This window comes from Aminobacter sp. SR38, from assembly GCF_014843375.1.
In the GTDB taxonomy this organism is placed as follows: domain Bacteria; phylum Pseudomonadota; class Alphaproteobacteria; order Rhizobiales; family Rhizobiaceae; genus Aminobacter; species Aminobacter ciceronei.
The window spans coordinates 329,094-345,276 of sequence record NZ_CP062113.1; the positions used below are offsets into that span (position 1 = coordinate 329,094).

Annotated in this window: 13 protein-coding genes; 4 read left to right on the forward strand and 9 right to left on the reverse strand. The window is 62.6% G+C overall.

Annotated elements, in window-relative coordinates:
* Positions 1-36: 36 nt before the first annotated feature.
* Together IG197_RS29425 and IG197_RS29430 are read right to left on the reverse strand one after the other, a co-directional pair.
* Positions 37-945 (reverse strand): hypothetical protein, encoded by a 909-nt coding sequence (locus IG197_RS29425; RefSeq protein WP_157097251.1) that lies wholly within the window; start codon positions 943-945, stop codon positions 37-39.
* A gap of 244 nt (positions 946-1,189) precedes the next feature.
* Positions 1,190-2,254 carry a helix-turn-helix domain-containing protein gene (locus IG197_RS29430; RefSeq protein ID WP_192320088.1) on the reverse strand — a complete coding sequence of 355 codons (1,065 nt, stop codon included), beginning with the start codon at positions 2,252-2,254 and terminating at the stop codon, positions 1,190-1,192.
* Between the two features lie 508 nt (positions 2,255-2,762).
* On the opposite strand from IG197_RS29430, the gene IG197_RS29435 reads away from it, so the two are divergent.
* Entirely contained in the window at positions 2,763-4,292 is a 1,530-nt protein-coding gene (locus IG197_RS29435) for an ABC transporter substrate-binding protein (protein ID WP_371746575.1), read from the forward strand.
* Between the two features lie 66 nt (positions 4,293-4,358).
* A complete protein-coding gene (locus IG197_RS29440) occupies positions 4,359-5,984 on the forward strand; it encodes a serine hydrolase (RefSeq protein ID WP_192320091.1) in 1,626 nt (541 codons plus the stop codon).
* A gap of 106 nt (positions 5,985-6,090) precedes the next feature.
* Here the strand turns inward: IG197_RS29440 and IG197_RS29445 are convergent, their stop codons facing one another.
* Positions 6,091-7,101, reverse strand: coding sequence for an IS30 family transposase (locus IG197_RS29445; RefSeq protein ID WP_192320093.1), 1,011 nt, complete (start codon positions 7,099-7,101; stop codon positions 6,091-6,093).
* 144 nt (positions 7,102-7,245) lie between these two features.
* Positions 7,246-8,763 (reverse strand): winged helix-turn-helix domain-containing tetratricopeptide repeat protein, encoded by a 1,518-nt coding sequence (locus IG197_RS29450; protein WP_192320095.1) that lies wholly within the window; start codon positions 8,761-8,763, stop codon positions 7,246-7,248.
* On the opposite strand from IG197_RS29450, the gene IG197_RS36925 reads away from it, so the two are divergent.
* Together IG197_RS36925 and IG197_RS29460 are read left to right on the forward strand one after the other, a co-directional pair.
* A complete protein-coding gene (locus IG197_RS36925) occupies positions 8,753-9,088 on the forward strand; it encodes a DUF1127 domain-containing protein (RefSeq protein ID WP_371746576.1) in 336 nt (111 codons plus the stop codon). The genes IG197_RS29450 and IG197_RS36925 overlap by 11 nt on opposite strands.
* Positions 9,089-9,170: 82 nt before the next feature.
* Positions 9,171-10,331, forward strand: a complete 1,161-nt coding sequence (locus tag IG197_RS29460; protein WP_192320096.1) for an MFS transporter — start codon at positions 9,171-9,173, stop codon at positions 10,329-10,331.
* A 34-nt stretch (positions 10,332-10,365) separates the two neighbouring features.
* Here IG197_RS29460 and IG197_RS29465 read toward each other — a convergent pair whose 3' ends face one another.
* The 5 genes from IG197_RS29465 to IG197_RS29485 all read right to left on the reverse strand — a co-directional run bounded on the left by IG197_RS29465 (position 10,366) and on the right by IG197_RS29485 (position 16,148).
* Positions 10,366-11,103: a 5'/3'-nucleotidase SurE gene (locus IG197_RS29465; RefSeq protein WP_192320097.1), complete on the reverse strand. Its 738-nt coding sequence runs from the start codon at positions 11,101-11,103 to the stop codon at positions 10,366-10,368.
* An 8-nt stretch (positions 11,104-11,111) separates the two neighbouring features.
* Complete coding sequence (locus tag IG197_RS29470) at positions 11,112-12,272, reverse strand: MBL fold metallo-hydrolase (RefSeq protein WP_371746577.1); 1,161 nt, start codon at positions 12,270-12,272, stop codon at positions 11,112-11,114.
* Entirely contained in the window at positions 12,269-13,348 is a 1,080-nt protein-coding gene (locus IG197_RS29475) for an ABC transporter ATP-binding protein (protein ID WP_192320098.1), read from the reverse strand. Before IG197_RS29475 ends, IG197_RS29470 begins: the two co-directional genes overlap by 4 nt.
* Positions 13,336-15,039, reverse strand: a complete 1,704-nt coding sequence (locus IG197_RS29480) for an iron ABC transporter permease (protein WP_192320100.1) — start codon at positions 15,037-15,039, stop codon at positions 13,336-13,338. The genes IG197_RS29475 and IG197_RS29480 overlap by 13 nt, the downstream gene beginning before the upstream one ends.
* A gap of 122 nt (positions 15,040-15,161) precedes the next feature.
* Positions 15,162-16,148, reverse strand: coding sequence for an ABC transporter substrate-binding protein (locus tag IG197_RS29485; protein ID WP_067968265.1), 987 nt, complete (start codon positions 16,146-16,148; stop codon positions 15,162-15,164).
* Positions 16,149-16,183 lie beyond the last annotated feature (35 nt).

Below are 16,183 nucleotides of genomic sequence, written 5' to 3' on the forward strand. Positions count from 1 at the left end.
CCCGGGCGACGAGCGCCGCCCGGGAGTCTTTGCAGGTCAGGATGGGGTCGACCACTGGCCGCCCTTGTAGAGGCGGGTGGCGGTGTTGGTCGAGGTGAGGTCGATCTCGGTGGACATGGAGCGAGCCGAACTGAACATCGTCGAGGTGGCGATGTCCTGCTGGAACCACACCATCACGGTGTCGATCGGGGTCAGCGTCACCGAGCCCTGAACCATGCCGCTGGGCGCCACGTAGAGCGGCGTCGTCTGCTGGACGCCGTTCAGCGTCGAGATCTGGCTCAGCGCCGGGTGGATCAGGCCGAACTGGTTCTGCATAGAGACACCGGTGACTGGACCGCCGGTCGCCGGCGGCTGCAGGATACCGTTCGTGTCGAGCAGGCATTGCTGGCCGAGGCCGAGCGCCCGCTGGTTGGTTGTCGCCGTGACCGTCACCGTGTCGGCGAAGACATTGGTGCCGAACAGCGAGAATTGAGGCGTCCACGAGAAGGCAGTGCTGTAGACATATTTGGTCAGCGACTGCCAGACGACGTTGTAGCTGCCGCCGTCGCTGCCGGAGGCGACCTTCTTGGCAAAGCACATGGCGTAGTTGTTGGTCTTGAGCGTGGCCAGGTCATCGAGATCGACAAGGATTGTCACTGCCTTGGACACCGCGTCCAGGGCCGCGTAGAAGCTCGCCAGGCTCTGCCGTGCGACATCCCGTTCGTAGGTCTCCACCTCGTCGGCCGCCGCCGCGCTGAAGGTCGCGTTCTTGCCGTTGACCGCAGTGCAATTGCACAGGTCGCCGGTCACCGACTGGCCTTGCCTGATGTCGTAGGTGTTTCCGCTGGTGACGGACCCTGACGACAAGGTAACCGTGAACGGCTCGTCGGTGCTGACGGTGCCGTCACCATTGGCGATCTTCGTCCATGTATTCCCGACCTTCTTGTAGATGTGTAGCTTCGCCATTTTGGCCTCCTGGAACTATGGTTGACAAAAATCAGACACAACAGAAATCGCCGCGAAGCGCGCTCCCACGAAACTCTTGGAACTCCAAGAATATTTCGTAGTATTTTAAGTAACCTTCCGCCACGCCGCTAAATATAATCTGTCGCAATTTCGGAGACCCGTCCTCCGGCTGGCGTCCCAAAAACATGTCTGTCTGTCCCAGCAAGCTCTGCTGGCTCTCCACCGCGAGGCGCCTGTGGGTAGGTCACCCAGCCATCAACTCTTTGAGCCAATGCTCCAGCTGATTACCGCCCGGTGCGGGAGAGGCGACCGCGAGCCATTCAGCATCGCCGCGCTTGCTGGCAGCGCGTGCAGCACGGGGCGAACTGCCGAAGGCGTCGTGGAAGATCCGGCTGAAATGAGCCTCATTCCTGAAGCCGAGATCGTAGGCGATGTCGCCGATACGCCTATGGCGAAGGGCCGGGCTGCAGATGTCGAGCAGCGCGCGGCGAAGGCGGCGGCGGCTGATGTAGTGCCTGACGCCGCCAGATGTCTCGAACAACCGATAGAGTTGGCTGCGCGAAATGAGGAACGCTGAGGCCACTTCTTCGGGCGCCAGTTCCGGCCGATGCAACCGCGCTTCGATGTAACCTCGGATGGACCGCATGAGACCGCCGTGAGACGTCGTCGTGGGCGCCGGATACGAGACGGCGCCGATGCCCAGGCATGTGTCGGCCAGGTTCGCCGTCACCCGAGCGAGCGCCACCGCCTCGTGGAGCCATAGCCGTGGCGCCGTCTGGCACAAGGTCATGATGTGCTGCCCAAGCAGACCGCCAACCGGGGTGTCCCGCAACAGAATGCGGCCATGCTGTCTGTCCAGTTCGCCGGTGGTCGGCGACAGGAGCGATCGCGGCAACACAAGGCTTACGCTTTCGCTGGCATAGGCGACGAAATCGAGCGGGCTTGCCAGGTCGACGATCCCGACATCGAGATGGTTCAGTCGCCTGTTCTCGCCGGCGCGCCTGAGATGGCCGCCGCCCTGGCTGCAGACATGGATGAAAAGATGATCCAAGTCATCGCGCAGGGTCCAGGCATCGGATCGCGAGTAGCGCACGGCATCGCTCTTTCCGTGCAGAACCAGCGCCAATCCTAGGTGGTAAACGGTCAGCGAGGCGAAAAAACCATGCTCTCGCCGATGAAACGGCCGCGTCACCCTGAACAGCGACGCCAGAAGCTGTTGCCAAGATTTAAAGCTATCAGAGTCCGTATCACCTGAGACTGAATAATTGAGAGTCTGTACTTTTGAGCCATTCGTACCGATCTGTTGCATCTCGGGAAAGATACTTGACACGACCACACCGCACCCCCATGCGACCTACGGAGGTGATCAATTATCAAACTATCCTCTATTCATGAAGTTGCTTTTACGATGCACATAAATTTAAGTATATATATACAATATATCTCGGCGAGCTCGGTCATGGCAGCAAGACCAGACGCAGGCCATGTCGCCTGGCGATATCGAGATCAGCCGCGGTCCAGGCATCAGCTCCACCGGATCAGGGACTGCGGACGCGGCGCCGCTCCACAACCGAAGCGCAACGCCAAGCTTCACGGCAGTGTAGGCGTGGGCACGCTGTTCTATGCCATCAGGGCCGGTCTTAACCGGGCGAACCTCCGCGCCCCGAAGCAGCTTGGCGAAGAGGGATCGACGTGCATTGGCCCAAGCATCAATGCCACTGGATCGGCAGAAATGGTTTGACAACAACCGACAAAAGCCTAGCCTCTAAAATATGGAATATATTCCATTACATTGGAAGTCTGGGAGGACTGGCATTATGACGATGAGACTGGCTGTTGTTTCTGCGTTGGCCGCGCTTTCAACTGCATCTGCGGCTTATGCGGAGCCAACCAAAGGTGGCATCATCAATGTCGCGACGGTTGGAGAGCCACCAACGCTCGACGCGATGGTTACGTCGACAGATCTCGTCGGCATGATCAGCCAGCACATCTTCGAGACGCTCTTTACCTTCGACAAGAACTGGAATGTCGCGCCGCTGCTGGCGGAGAGCTTGCCCGAGGTGAGCGACGATGGGACCGTGTACACCATCAAGCTGCGCCAGGGCGTCGTCTTCCACGACGACACCCAGTTCGACGCCGCAGACGTCGTCGCTTCCCTGGACCGCTGGATGAAGCTCGCAGGCCGGGGTAAGCAGATCGCTCCGACCGTCAAGCAGATCGAGGCTGTCGATCAGTCGACAATTCGTATCACCCTGACCAAGCCCTATTCAGCACTGCCGGCTCTGCTTGCATTCAACAATTCCGCCGCGATCATGCTGCCCAGCGAAAAGCAGACAGACCCGATGGTCGAGGTCATCGGCACCGGCCCCTATCAGCTCAAGGAGCGCAAGCCGGATCAATACATCCAGCTGACGCGCTTTGACAAATACAAGCCGCGCGCCGAGGAAGGCTCCGGTTATGCTGGTGCGAGGATCGCTTATCTCGACGAGATCAGGTTCGTTCCGGCACCGGACGCCTCCACCCGTCTCGAAGGGGCCATTGCGGGGCAATTTGCATATACGGACTCGCTGCCCGTCGAACAAATGGGCCGGCTCGCCGACAGCAAGTCAGAGGCGGTTCTGTTGCAGAACTCCGGTTGGCTGATGATGCGCATGAATGCCAAGCAAGGCGTTCTTGCTGACGTAAAGGTGAGAAAGGCCGTGCAGGCGGCCCTCAGCGAAAGCGATATGCTCGCTGCCGCCTTTGGCGACCCGAAATTCTTTGCTGTCGAGGGCGCAATGTATCCGGAGGGATACCAATGGCATAGCAACGTCGGTGTTGAGGGCAACTATGATGTCGGCGATGCCGATGCAGCAAAGAAGCTGCTCACCGACGCCGGGCTGACGACGCCGACGCCGCTGCGGATTCTGACCAGCCGCCAGTACGAGTTTCATTACAAGATGGCGCTGGTCGCTGCAGAATACCTGAAGCTCGCTGGTTTCGACGTGAAAATGGAGGTCGTCGATTGGGCGACACTGACCCAGCGCATCCTGAATCCTGAATTGTGGGACATCTTCATCACGCACAGCCCGTTCTTGGCTGAGCCGGCGCTGATCAATATCTTTTCTCCAACGGCGGTCGGCTGGTGGAGCACGCCAGAAATTGCGGATGCGATGACGGCGCTGACAGGCACCGCCGATCCGGCGAAGCGCGTTGCTGCTTTTGGCACCGTGCAGTCGCTGATCATGGAGCAAGCACCAATAATCAAGGTTGGAAATTTTAGCGCACTTTCGGCCAAGGCGCCCGGATTGAAGGGTTTCTGGCCGTCTCCTTGGGCCTCGTTCTGGAACGTGTCGCTGGAGAAGTAAGGGACCGCCTGTCCCCGTTCCTCACGGGGACAGGCTTCTTGTCGCGGAATATTAGCGGAACATCAAATGTCTGTTTCTCAGCGTTCGGGATCGCTCGGATCAACCGAAGTCGCATTGCTTGATGCATGTATCTCCGAGGCAGCATCGCCCGACGGCCCCGGCGTCGCCGTAGCTGTTCTGCACAAGGGCCGCCCTGTCTATCAACGGGCGAGGGGGCTTGCCAGCCTGGCCCATCGACTGCCGCTGACGGACCGCTCGGTTGTGCGAATAGCGTCCCAAAGCAAGCAGTTCACCGTGCTGATGATCCTCATGCTGGAGAGTGAGGGCAAGCTTTCGCTCGAAGACGACATACGAGATCACTTTCCATGGCTGCCCGATTGGGGCAGCCGGGTGACGCTTGGCCATCTGGCATCGAACACCAGCGGCATTCGCGACATCCTGGATTCGATGATCATGGCTGGTATTCCAATCACCGCGCCGTCCTCCAGGTCGGCGGCGAAGGCGATCGTCGCATGGCAACTGGGGCTCAATTTTGAACCCGAGATGGACCTCCTCTACAGCAATTCGAACTTTCTCCTGCTGTCCGAACTGATCGAGAAGGTAACGGGCAAGAGTTTCAACGAAGCACTTGAGCACTACATCACCGGTCCCCTCGGGATGACTGATACGCAACTGATGGTGAGAGATGACGAAATCCGTCCCCGTCTGGCGGATCATCACCGGCGAGGCCCACAGGGCCAGTGGCTCAAATCCGCATGGGGCATTGCAATCGGCGGGGAAGGCGGCCTGGTGTCGACCCTGGCGGACATGATCATCTGGCAGCAAAACCTGCGCGAGCCAAAGGTCGGCACAGCCGAGATGATCGAGCGCATGGGAAAGCCCTATGTAACGATCAACGGCGTCGCGTCGCCCTATGGACTAGGCCTCGTCAACACATGCCACAAGGGCGCTCCGCTCGTCGGCCATGGCGGCTGGATCGCCGGCTCGCGTTCGGAATCGTTCCGCAACACCTCGGAGGACATCTCCATCATCGTCTTGTCCAATCACGATGATTTTTCATCGTTTGGGCTCGCGCGCGACATGCTCGACATCGTGCTTGGCCGCAGCCCTGGCGGCCTGCTCTCGCCGGAAGGCATTGCATCCCTCGAGACCCGTTACGGGTTCTGGCGATCCGACGATGGCGGCCGCGTCTTTGGTCTCGAGGAGTCGGGCGGACTGCCGGCGATCGTCGGCAGCATGGGCGTCTCGGCACTGGAGGAACCGGAAGTGGGCCGATTCCATGCCCGTGGTTCGCTGCCGGCATTTGTCTTTTGGTTGGAAGCGGACGGATCCATACGAACCGAAACGTTCGGCCGTTCAAGGTGCTATCGACGGGTGGAAGCACCAAGGCAAATCGGGAGCGACCCGTCTGGCACGTACAGCAGCACAGAAAGCGGTTTGACCGCAAGCATCGACAATGTTGACGGCCGCTGGAGCATGCGTGTGACATCGCCTTTTGGCACGGCACGGCTTTCGCTCGATGCATGCGATGCGGACATGTATCTCGCTCGCCCGAGCGAAACCGACATCCACGACCAATGGCGTATCGCGCCCTGGGTGCTGCCGTGGCTCTACAGTGTTCGCATCAGGAGCGACGCGATCGTGCTCAACAGCGATCGCGGTCGTGACGTGGTGCTCACCAGGCTGCCCTAGACACGCGCCGGACGCCTCGCAATGGCAGGCGGCGTGGCCGAATGTCCGTCAGCGGCCACCACCCTGTGTGAGTTCTCGTCGAAGCGCGACTTCGCAGCGGCTCAGGTTAGCCTGACGTTCTCGGCGCCGTCATCATCTTTTGCCGGAACACTTCAGCGGGCGTCTTGAAGCCGAGGCATTTGCGCGGCGTCGTGTTGAGTTGGTGGCAGATGCCCTTCAGGTCGCTGTCGTTGACCGACAGTGGATCGAGATCTCGCGGCAGCCATTTTCGGGCCCTGCGATTGGTGTTTTCGACCGACCCTTTCTGCCACGGTGACTGTGGGTCGCAGAACCAGGTTTGCACGCCGAGCCCGGCCTGGAGATACGGCCAGTCGGTGAATTCGGTGCCGCGATCAAAGGTGATCGAACGCCGCGCGCCATGGGGAAGGGCGCTCAACGTATCGATCAGCCCGTCCATGATTGGCTTCGACTGCCGGTCGTTGTTGCGCAGGAACACCGTAAATCGGCTGACCCGTTCAACCAATGATGTGATGTTGGCCTTGCCGAACTTCTTGCGGAACTGCAGCAGGTCGCACTCCCAGTGGCCAAGCTGCTTGCGCTCCCGGACGATGTCCGGGCGGTGCAGAATGCTGAGTTCTGGGCTGAATCTTCGGCCGTGACGTCGCCGCACATGGCGTGGCCGGCGCCGCGCCCGACGCTCGGGCAGATAATGCCAAAGCTTCATCTCCTGGCCGTCGCTCGAATAGGCAAAGCGGTAGATCGTCTCGTGGCAGACCCGCGTCGGGCTTCTCTCGAGGTGCAGCCGGCCGGCGATCTGCTCTGGCGACCAGCCATGCTTGATCCGCTCGATGATCGCCGATCGCAGGCGCGGGAAACGCACCAGCTTGCGATATCGGCTACGGCGCTCCTTGGCCTTGCTGTCGGCAGCGACACAGAAGTAGCCGGTCAGATCCGGCATCTCCGCGTCCTCGAAGACATTCCTGCGCAGCTCACGGAAAATCGTCGAACGATGTCGGCCGAGTTTCTCGGCGATCACATCGACACTGACCCCGGCTTGACGCCAGCGGGCGATCTTGCGCCGCTCATCGAGATCAATCTGCGAGTAGGTGCGTTTCATCTGCGGTTCCTTGCGTGCGATAACCCATTGGTATCGCTGCAAAGTCGCACTTCAAGGTAGAACCCACCCTGGCAACAGCAATTGCCGCGTAATCTATCTTATGGAACTTGCCAGACGACATTGCGACAGGTAACTACTTGCGCCTCACTCGGGAAGCCCCGCCTTGCAGAAACCGTCGACGAAATGCGCAAGCGTGGCGGCGTCGCGGAACGGCTCAGTCGCGGCCCAGTGGCGGGTGGTGTAGTCGGGGTTGCCGACAAGAAACAGTTCGGCTTCCGCACGTGCCTCGTCGAGCCTGCCCAGTTGGGCCAAGCTTGCCGCCAGGAAACGGCGCGAGCTCGTGCGATAGGTCTCGTCCTTCAGCAGCGTCTCGGCGGCAGCCTCGTAGTCCCGGGCCGCATACTGCGCCTGGCCAAGCACCAGATAGTACCAGCTTGCCGGAAATGGGTTGAGCCGGAACGCCTTACGGATGTGAGCGAGGCCATCTTCGATCCGTCCTGCAAGGATCGCGATGTCGGAGAGTGCAGCCCAGGTGTCGGCTTCGTTCGGGTCGAGCTCGATCGCCCTGGCGAACTCCGCATCGGCCTCGGCGAAGCTTTTGTCGTAGGCCAGCAGATATGCCAGCACCCAGCAGCAGCCGGCGTCGCCGGGATCGAGCGCCACAGCCTTGCGCGCAAGGTTAAGCGCGATCTTGCGGGCGGCTTCCGCCGGTCCGCCGCTGTGCACCCATCCCATCCAATGGTTCATGGCGAGCCAGCGATGGGCCTCGGCGTAACCGGGATCGAGCGAGATCGCGCGCGACAACATCAGATGCGCTTCACGCGCCGCTTGCGGTGAATCGTCCATCAGCTTGCGTGCCCGGACGCACAGATCATAGGCCTCGAGGTTTTTGGGCCGGACGCGCGGTGGCGGGGTGCGCAACCGGCCAAGCAACGCCTCGACGATCTTGCCCGTGACCTCGTCCTGCACGGCAAAGATATCTTCCAGGCTGCGGTCGAAGCGCTCCGCCCAGAGATGATCGCCGCTCACCGCATCGACCAGTTGGACGTTGATGCGCACCCGCCCGGCAGCGCGCCGGGCACTGCCCTCGAGCAGGTAGCGCACACCCAGCTCGCTTGCGATCGTGCGCACATCCATCGCCCTCCCCTTGTAGGCAAAGGACGAGTTGCGCGCGATGACGAACAGGCCTGGAACCCTGGACAGGTCAGTGATCAGGTCTTCGGTCAGGCCGTCCGCGAAAGCCCCCTGCTCTGAACCGTCGCCGACATTGACGAAAGGCAACACGGCAATCGACGGCCTGTCGGGCAGCGGCAAGGGTTTTCGCCGGGCTTCGCCAAGCTGCTCGACCCTGCCCAGGAAGCGGTAGCCGACGCGCGGGACCGTGGAGATCCATTCGCCGCCGTCGGCCTTAGGACCGAGCATTTTCCTGAGCTGCGCGATCTGGACGGTGAGATTGCCCTCCTCGACCGTGGTACCGGGCCAGGCCGCATCCATCAACTCGGCCTTGCCGAGGATGGCGCGCGACCGCCCGACCAGCGCCGCAAGCAGCTTCATCCCGCGATGGCTGACGGCTACGGGATCGTCGTTCCGGAGCAGCGTTCCGGCATCCGGATCAAGCAAGAACGGACCAAAGGCGAAACGCACTCCCTTCATGCAGCGCATCTATAGCCGGTTTGGAAGTTTTTGGAACTATTTGGCGGGACTTAAGGACGACGCCGTTCGTCTTCTGCAGAAATCATCCTCATCCGGGTCGAAGCTCCAGCACCAGACGGAGGGTGGCATGAACGATATTTGCATGGACACATCTGCCTCCCCTCGGGAGAGATGGGCGGCCCTGCCAGGCACCATAGCCAACTGGCGCTGGCGGATACGCTTCCGCTGGGAACTCGAGCAGAAATTGAAATCCGATTCCCACTTGATCGACGATATCGGCCTGACGGCACCACAGGTCGAGGCTGAGATCGCCAAGCACTTCTGGCAGGCGTGAAGAAGACCGATGACACCTGACCGCCAATACCCCGCACGCCTGCAGACGAGCCGAGAGTGCCTTGCCCTGTTTCGAGGCCTGCATGACGACCGATAGCGCGACATCGGGGCGAGAGGTCCCATGGGAAGCGATGGCCGGTGTCATCGCCACCGTCACGGTGTTTGCGGTGGCACAGGGGCTGACCTATCCACTGCTCAGTTTCATCCTCGAACGCCAAGGAACAGAGCCGAGCCTGATCGGCCTGTCGGCGGCGATGACGCCGCTGGGCTTCATCGTCTCTTCGCCGGTCATACCCGCGCTGACGCAGCGTATCGGCGCGGGACGGCTTGCGATCCTGTGCTCGATGCTGGCGGCAACGACGCTGATGGCGATCGCCTTGATGCAGGACGTCTGGGCCTGGATGCCGCTGCGCTTCCTGCTCGGCTTCTTCGCCAATCCGCTTTACGTGATCAGCGAAACCTGGCTGCTGGCGATCACGCCGGCATCGCGCCGTGGGCGCATCATGGGCCTCTACTCGTCGATCGTCTCAGGCGGCTTCGCCATCGGCCCGCTATCCCTGGGCTTCGTCGGCACCGATGGCTGGCCGCCATTCATAGTCGGCATCGTGGCATTCCTTGTCTGCGGCACAATCGTGCTTTTTGTCATACAACGCATGCCAAAGATGGCGCATAACGGAGACGCAGCTTCGATCGGCGGCTTCGTCGCGCTTGCGCCGCTGTTGTTGTTTGCGGTTTTCGCCGCCGCAGCCTTCGAGCAGACATTGATCTCCCTGTTTGCGGTTTATGGCGCAGCACTTGGCAGCGCCGAGGGCAGGATCGCTTCGCTGATCACCTGCTTCATCGCAGGAAACGCCCTGCTGCAGATATTGCTCGGACGGCTGGCCGAGCAGTTTGGCGCGGCGCGGACCATGCTGCTCTGTGCGCTGGGGTCCCTGGCCGGCTGCCTGCTTTTGCCGCTGGTCTTCGACGCGTGGCTGACCTGGCCGATGCTGTTTCTATGGGGCGGCGCATCGTTCGGGATCTACACCATGGCGCTGATCCAGCTCGGCGAACGCTTCGCCGGCCAGGCCCTGATCGCCGGCAATGCAGGCTTCGCACTGGCCTGGGGCGTTGGCGGCATCGCGGGCTCGCCCGCGACCGGCCTCAGCATGCAACTGATCGGACATCAGGGCCTGCCATTGGCACTGGGCCTGATGAGCGGTGCGTTGGCGCTGTTTCTGCTGTTGGCGCGACGGAGACTGTGACCTCGGTTCGAACCACACTCGCCTCGATGTCGACCTATTGCGCCCTCAGAAAACCCTCGGCAAGGCGCGTCTCGCCAAACCAGTTGATGCGGTTGATGGTGATGTAGCCGGCGTCGATGGTGCTGTTCTCATCACCCTCGACTGTTGTTTTTTCACGGCCGCGGGGCACCACGAGCACGGTGCGGTCGCCATCCTGTTCGACGACCTCGGAGCGGCGGGCGATCTTGTCGCGACCGATGCTTGGCTGGCGGATATCGGCCGGCAGCGACGACGGCAGGTTGATGCTGAGCCAATGGCCCTCCAGCACCCAATCAGCCCGCCTGCGCCAGAGATCGGCAATCAGGCCACCGAGCCAGGCATCGTCGCCGGCACGGATTTCCGGCGACTTGACCTGCGAGAAGCCGATCGCCGGCACGCCCCAGAAGCTCGCCTCGCGGGCAATGCCAAGCGTACCGGAGTAGGCGAGATCCTCGGCGACGTTGCGGCCGTCATTGATGCCGCCGAGCACGAGGTCGGGCCTGCCGTCGCCGGCAAGCAGCCAGGTCATGGCGGTCACGACGCAGTCTGCCGGGCGACCCGAGCACGTGTACCAGCGCTCGGCGGTACGACGCATGGTGAGCGGCTCGGCCATGGTCAGCGAGGCCCCCGCGGCGGTGTGTTTGCGTTCAGGCGCCACGACCCAGACATCGTCGCTGATGGTCTCTGCAGCTGCCGCCAGGTGGGCAAGGCCCGGCGAAGCGATGCCGTCGTCGTTGCAGATCAGGATTCTCATGGCGGACCTCAGGCAGCGAGAGTGTAGCTGTCGCCGGTGCGCAGGCCTGTGCGCAGCGACGGCATGTGGGGCGCAAGCTCGGCGAGCATGCCCGGCAGGCAAGAATGGCCGAAAGCTGTCGGGCGTCCAGCGCCTTCCCAGATGGCCAGGCTTCCCGACAATGTCGGGTGCGTCGGCATGCGTATCCAGTTGGCGCGACCCGCAGCATGCAGCACCTCGCCCGGCGAACCGGCCGGCAGGTGGCCAGAGAGCAGGATGGGATAGCCGGCAGCGTCCGCCAGCGGCAGAAGCATCGCCGACGGCCCGGCCTTGCCCATGCCGTCGTCGGCGAGCAACGGGCAGGCCGGCAAGGCATCGCAGTCATGCCAGTCAATGGCTTTGGCCAGACGCTGCCGTAACTGGGGGACCATCGTCGGATGAAGAGCCGTCCTCGCCTCGATCTGGACGGCGAGCGATGCCCGCATGCTGGCATGGATGGCAAAGGGGCCATCGAGAATGGCCATCAGCTCCAGCGAGCGGCCGGAAAGCGGCGTCGGCAGCAGGCAGCCGCCGGACCGGGCCGCGACCCATTCGGCGATGGCTTGCGCACGTGCCGTACCGCTTACCGGATCGGCGCCATAGGACGCATCGAACACAAGAAGGTCGCAACGCGGCATCGAATCCATGACGAACACGCTGCTGTCAGGCACGACGTCGGCGGAATAGACGACCTTGCGGCTGCCGTCATCGACGGCGAACCAGACACCGCCGACGACATGGCCGGAGCGGCCCGTCGCTATCGTCAGCCCGCCGATGATCAGGCTGTCGCCGGGCTCAAAAAGTTCTATCCGTTCCTCGGGAAGCGGAAAGCGCTTGAAATCATCCGGCTCGGCATAGGCATCGAGCGTTGCGGAAGCTTCCTCCCGCGTCTCGGCCGTCATCAAGATACGGCCACGATAGCCTTGCGCCAGCAACCAGCTCAGCGCCCCGACATGGTCCTCGTGGGCGTGGGAAATCAGCACTGCATCAATGTCGCCGACATCACCAGGAAGCACCGGATAGTATTCCGCGCCGGAAGCGCCGACTTTGATGCCGGCGTCGAGCAGGATGCGTCGGTCGCCGCCTGTCACGGCGACACTGGTGCGTCCCTTCTCACCGAAACCACCGCAGAGGTCGATGCGCATGCTCATGCCGAGGCACCGCCCGGGATGAGCCAGCCGGAGGCGATGCGGACGCGCGCCTTGGCGCCGGCCTCGAAGGGATTGGGATCGGGTTGTTCGAAGTGCAGCACGACCGAAGGATCGGCATCGGGGGCGAATTCGATGCGTGCCACGCCGCCCTTGTAGACAGCGCGCCTGACCGTGCCGTCGATGCCCGGCTCGTCTGGGGCGGCCGCCGAGATTTCAGGCGCCCGGCAGCAAATTTTGGCTTCGGCGCGTCGCGTCTCGTCAGGACGGCAGCGGACCACGACCTCCTGGCCGAGCACATCGACCTTGACATGGCCGCCTTCGGCCGGAATCAGCACCTTGGTCGGGATAACGATGCCCTCTGATATGAATGACGCGACCATCTCGTTGGCCGGCTCACGATAGAGATCGCGAGGAGCCGCGAGCTGGGCCAGGCGGCCATTGTCCATGACGGCGATGCGGTCGGCCAGCGCCATGGCTTCGGCCTGGTCGTGGGTAATGTAGACGATCGTCGTGCCGGTACGCTTGTGGAAGGCGGCGAACTCGTCCTCCATGGCCGCGCGCAGGTGGACGTCGAGATTGGCCAGCGGCTCGTCGAACAGCACCAGCGACGGTGCCGCCACCAGGCAGCGGGCGAGCGCGACGCGCTGGCGCTGGCCACCCGATAGATTGGCGGGGCGGCGGTCGCCAAAACCCTTGAGGTCGACGAGCGCCATGGCATCCTCGACCCGGCGCTTGCGCGTTTCGGCATCGACCTTGGCGACCTTCAGCGAATAGCCGATGTTTTCGGCAACAGTCATGTGCGGCCACAAAGCGTAATTCTGGAAGACGATGCCGACCCGCCGCTTTTCCGGCGGAACACAGCCTTGCGCGGTCGAGACGATTTCGCGGCCGATGCGGATGTCGCCCGATGTGACGTTCTCGAAACCCGCGACGAGCCGCAGAAGCGTGGTCTTGCCGCAACCCGACGGCCCGAGAACAGCGAGGAACTCGCCGTCCCTGACGTCGATGGAGACATCCTTGACGGCGTCGAAATCACCGAAGGTCTTGGTAACGCCGTTGATGGTCAGTCCCGCCATGGGAGCACTCCGCTGGGTAGGTGGGCGGCAAGCAGATTTGCCAGCAGCATAAGGACGAAGGTAATCGCCACCGTGATCGCCGAAATCGCCGACGCGTAGTTGGAATCGCCGCCTTGCTCGAAAGAGAACATCAGCACACCGATAGTCTCGGAACCTGATGACCACAGCAGCGCCGAGACGGTCAGCTCGCTGAGTGCGGTCATGAAGATGAGCAGACCGCCGGCAAGGGCCGCCGGTGCGACGAGCGGGAAGATGATGGTGCGCATGCGGGTGAACAGGCTGGCACCTGCGACCCGCGCCGCCTCCTCGAGCGCACGGTCGATCTGGTGGTAGCCGGAGATCGTCGGCCTGAGCGCCAGGACCAGGAAGCGTGCGAGATAGGCGTAAAGGATGATCCAGACGGTGTTGTAGATCTGGATGCCGGTGAACGGAATCGGCTTGAGGAACATCAGCAAGGACGCAATCGCCAGCACCACGCCCGGCAGGGCATAGGGTAACTCGACTGCGAGGTTCAGATACTTGACCCACTTCTTGCCGCTCCAGGCAACGAGATAGGCGACCGGGATGGCGACCAGCACGGCGAAGGCGGCTGCGGAGAGAGACAGTGCGAAGCTGTTGAGGAAAGCGCGCCTGGCGGCGCCATATTCGAACAGCACGAAGCGATAATTGTCGAGCGTGGCGGTGGCAGCGGTGAGCGGGATACCATAGCCGGGCACCAGCGACGAAAGCAGCAGGCCGAACAGCGGCAGCACCAGGATCAGCACGATCAGGCACCACATCACGACCTGCACCGGCACCCGCCACTTGCCAAGCTCGTAGGGTTCGGCAGCAAGCGAAGTCGAGCTGATGCGGTAGTCGCGGCGCCGGCTCATCACTTCCTGGGCGAGGATGCCCGCCATGGCGATGAGACCGATCAACACCGACAGGAAGGCGGCGTCGCCGAGCGCGGCCGGGCCGCCGCCGGCGAGGCGCTGGTAGATCAGCGTCGGCAGCACCAGATAGTTTGCCGGGATGCCGAGGAAGGCGGGGATGCCGAAATTGCCGACGCAGGAGACGAAGGCAAGTGCAGCGGCGGCAACGACCGACGGCGTCATCAGCGGCAGCACGATGGTGCGCAGCACTGTGAACCAGCCGGCGCCGCTGGCGCGGGCAGCCTCGACCAGCTCGCGCGGCAGCTTGCGCAGACCGGCGCGCACGAGCAGGAAGACCAGCGGGCCATACTGCACGCCGAGCAGCAGGATAATGCCCTCCGGCGAATAGAGCGGATTGCGGCTGCCGAGCGGGGGCGCGATGCCGAGCATCTTGAGCAGCGGGCTGGCCGGGCCGAACAATTGCAGCCAGGCGAGTGCCGTCACCTGCGGGGCGATCATCAGCGGCATGACGTAGCAGAGCACGAAGGCGCTGCGTCCCCGCACGTCGGTGAGGGTGACGAGCAGCGCGACGGAGGTGCCCAGGATCACGGCGAGAGCTGTGCCGAAGAAGCCAACCACGAGCGTGTTGCCGGTGGCGACCCAGGTCGTCGCATTGGTCAGTCCGGCGCTGATCGCTGCGGTGGACAGCGTCCCGCCGGGAGCAAAGATCTCCTGGATCAGGCGCAGCATCGGCAGGATGGACAGCAGCACGATGAGTGCGGCAACCACCACCGTCATGGCCCATTCCTGGCCGCGACCTTGTTTCAGCCTGACAGACATTTTCGGGTTCCGGAAAGCAGGGCGGCAGTCGCTAACAAGGATGCCGCGCGATACTGGCACATCGGCCAGTTCAAATCTGGAGAAAGGACCCGGAAGGCCGATCGGCCTTCCGGGTCGGACGATCAGCCGCCGAACAGGCCGGAGAACTTCGCCTTGTCGGCTTCGATCTTCTCGACGATCGCCTTGACGTCGAAGTTCATGACCTTGACCTCGACGCCTTCGGGCAGCCAGGCGGGCCGGCCGACGGAAGGCTTGGCCGGGAGGTAGCCCTGCTCGAGTGCCAGCTTCTGGCCATCGTCGGACAGGATGAAGTCGACGAACTGCTTGGCGCCCGCGACGTTCTTTGCCGTCGAAAGAATGGCCACCGGCTCAGTGACGGCAGGTACGCCCTCGGACGGGAAAACGAACTCGACCGGCGAGCCCTTGGCCTTGGCATTCATCGCCATGAAGTCGACCAAGATGCCATAGGGCTTCTCGCCGCTGGCCACGGACTTCAGCACGGCACCGTTGCCGCGAACCGAGATCGTGTTGTTGGCCTTCAGCTTGTCGAAATAGTCCCAGCCATAGTCGGCATTGCCGGTAAAGCCGGAGAGCAGGTAGGCGGCGGCGCCGGAATAGAGCGGGCTCGGCATAACGAGGCCGTCGGCGTAAGCCGGCTTGGCAAGATCGGCCCAATGCTCGGGCTTCTCGGCAGCTGCGGTGTTGTAGGCAATGCCGGTCGTGATCAGCTTGGAGCCGAAGTAAGTCTTGTCGACGTCATAGGAGTCCGCTGCGAAGCCATCGAGCTTGGCCTCGGCATAGGCCATCAGGCGAGAGTCCTTCTTCAGCAGTTCCATCGACACCGCATCGGCGATCAGCAGCACGTCCGGCTGCGGGCTGTTTGCGGCAAACTCGGCGGCGAGCTTGGCGAGGATATCGCTGGTGCCCGAACGGTAGACCTGCACGTCGACGTCAGGATGGACCTTCTTGAAGGCCTCGACGGTCTTGGTCGCATCAGCTTCCGGCTGCGACGTATAAAGGGTCAATGTTTCAGCGCTGGCAGCGCCGGCGAAGAGCGCCACGGCCAGGGCGAGCTGGCTTGCGGCCAGCCTGGCGAATGTCGTTTTCATGAAACCTCCTGTTGTGTCCACACATGGCAAGTCGG

Coding starts and splice junctions, on each gene's coding strand:
- IG197_RS29470 (WP_371746577.1), bottom strand. CDS start 12,272: ATGAGCATGCGCATCGACCTCTGCGGTGGTTTCGGTGAGAAGGGACGC.
- IG197_RS29480 (WP_192320100.1), bottom strand. CDS start 15,039: ATGTCTGTCAGGCTGAAACAAGGTCGCGGCCAGGAATGGGCCATGACG.
- IG197_RS29440 (WP_192320091.1), top strand. CDS start 4,359: ATGTCTGTTTCTCAGCGTTCGGGATCGCTCGGATCAACCGAAGTCGCA.
- IG197_RS29485 (WP_067968265.1), bottom strand. CDS start 16,148: ATGAAAACGACATTCGCCAGGCTGGCCGCAAGCCAGCTCGCCCTGGCC.
- IG197_RS36925 (WP_371746576.1), top strand. CDS start 8,753: ATGCAGCGCATCTATAGCCGGTTTGGAAGTTTTTGGAACTATTTGGCG.
- IG197_RS29445 (WP_192320093.1), bottom strand. CDS start 7,101: ATGAAACGCACCTACTCGCAGATTGATCTCGATGAGCGGCGCAAGATC.
- IG197_RS29450 (WP_192320095.1), bottom strand. CDS start 8,763: ATGCGCTGCATGAAGGGAGTGCGTTTCGCCTTTGGTCCGTTCTTGCTT.
- IG197_RS29465 (WP_192320097.1), bottom strand. CDS start 11,103: ATGAGAATCCTGATCTGCAACGACGACGGCATCGCTTCGCCGGGCCTT.
- IG197_RS29475 (WP_192320098.1), bottom strand. CDS start 13,348: ATGGCGGGACTGACCATCAACGGCGTTACCAAGACCTTCGGTGATTTC.
- IG197_RS29430 (WP_192320088.1), bottom strand. CDS start 2,254: ATGCAACAGATCGGTACGAATGGCTCAAAAGTACAGACTCTCAATTAT.
- IG197_RS29425 (WP_157097251.1), bottom strand. CDS start 945: ATGGCGAAGCTACACATCTACAAGAAGGTCGGGAATACATGGACGAAG.
- IG197_RS29435 (WP_371746575.1), top strand. CDS start 2,763: ATGACGATGAGACTGGCTGTTGTTTCTGCGTTGGCCGCGCTTTCAACT.
- IG197_RS29460 (WP_192320096.1), top strand. CDS start 9,171: ATGACGACCGATAGCGCGACATCGGGGCGAGAGGTCCCATGGGAAGCG.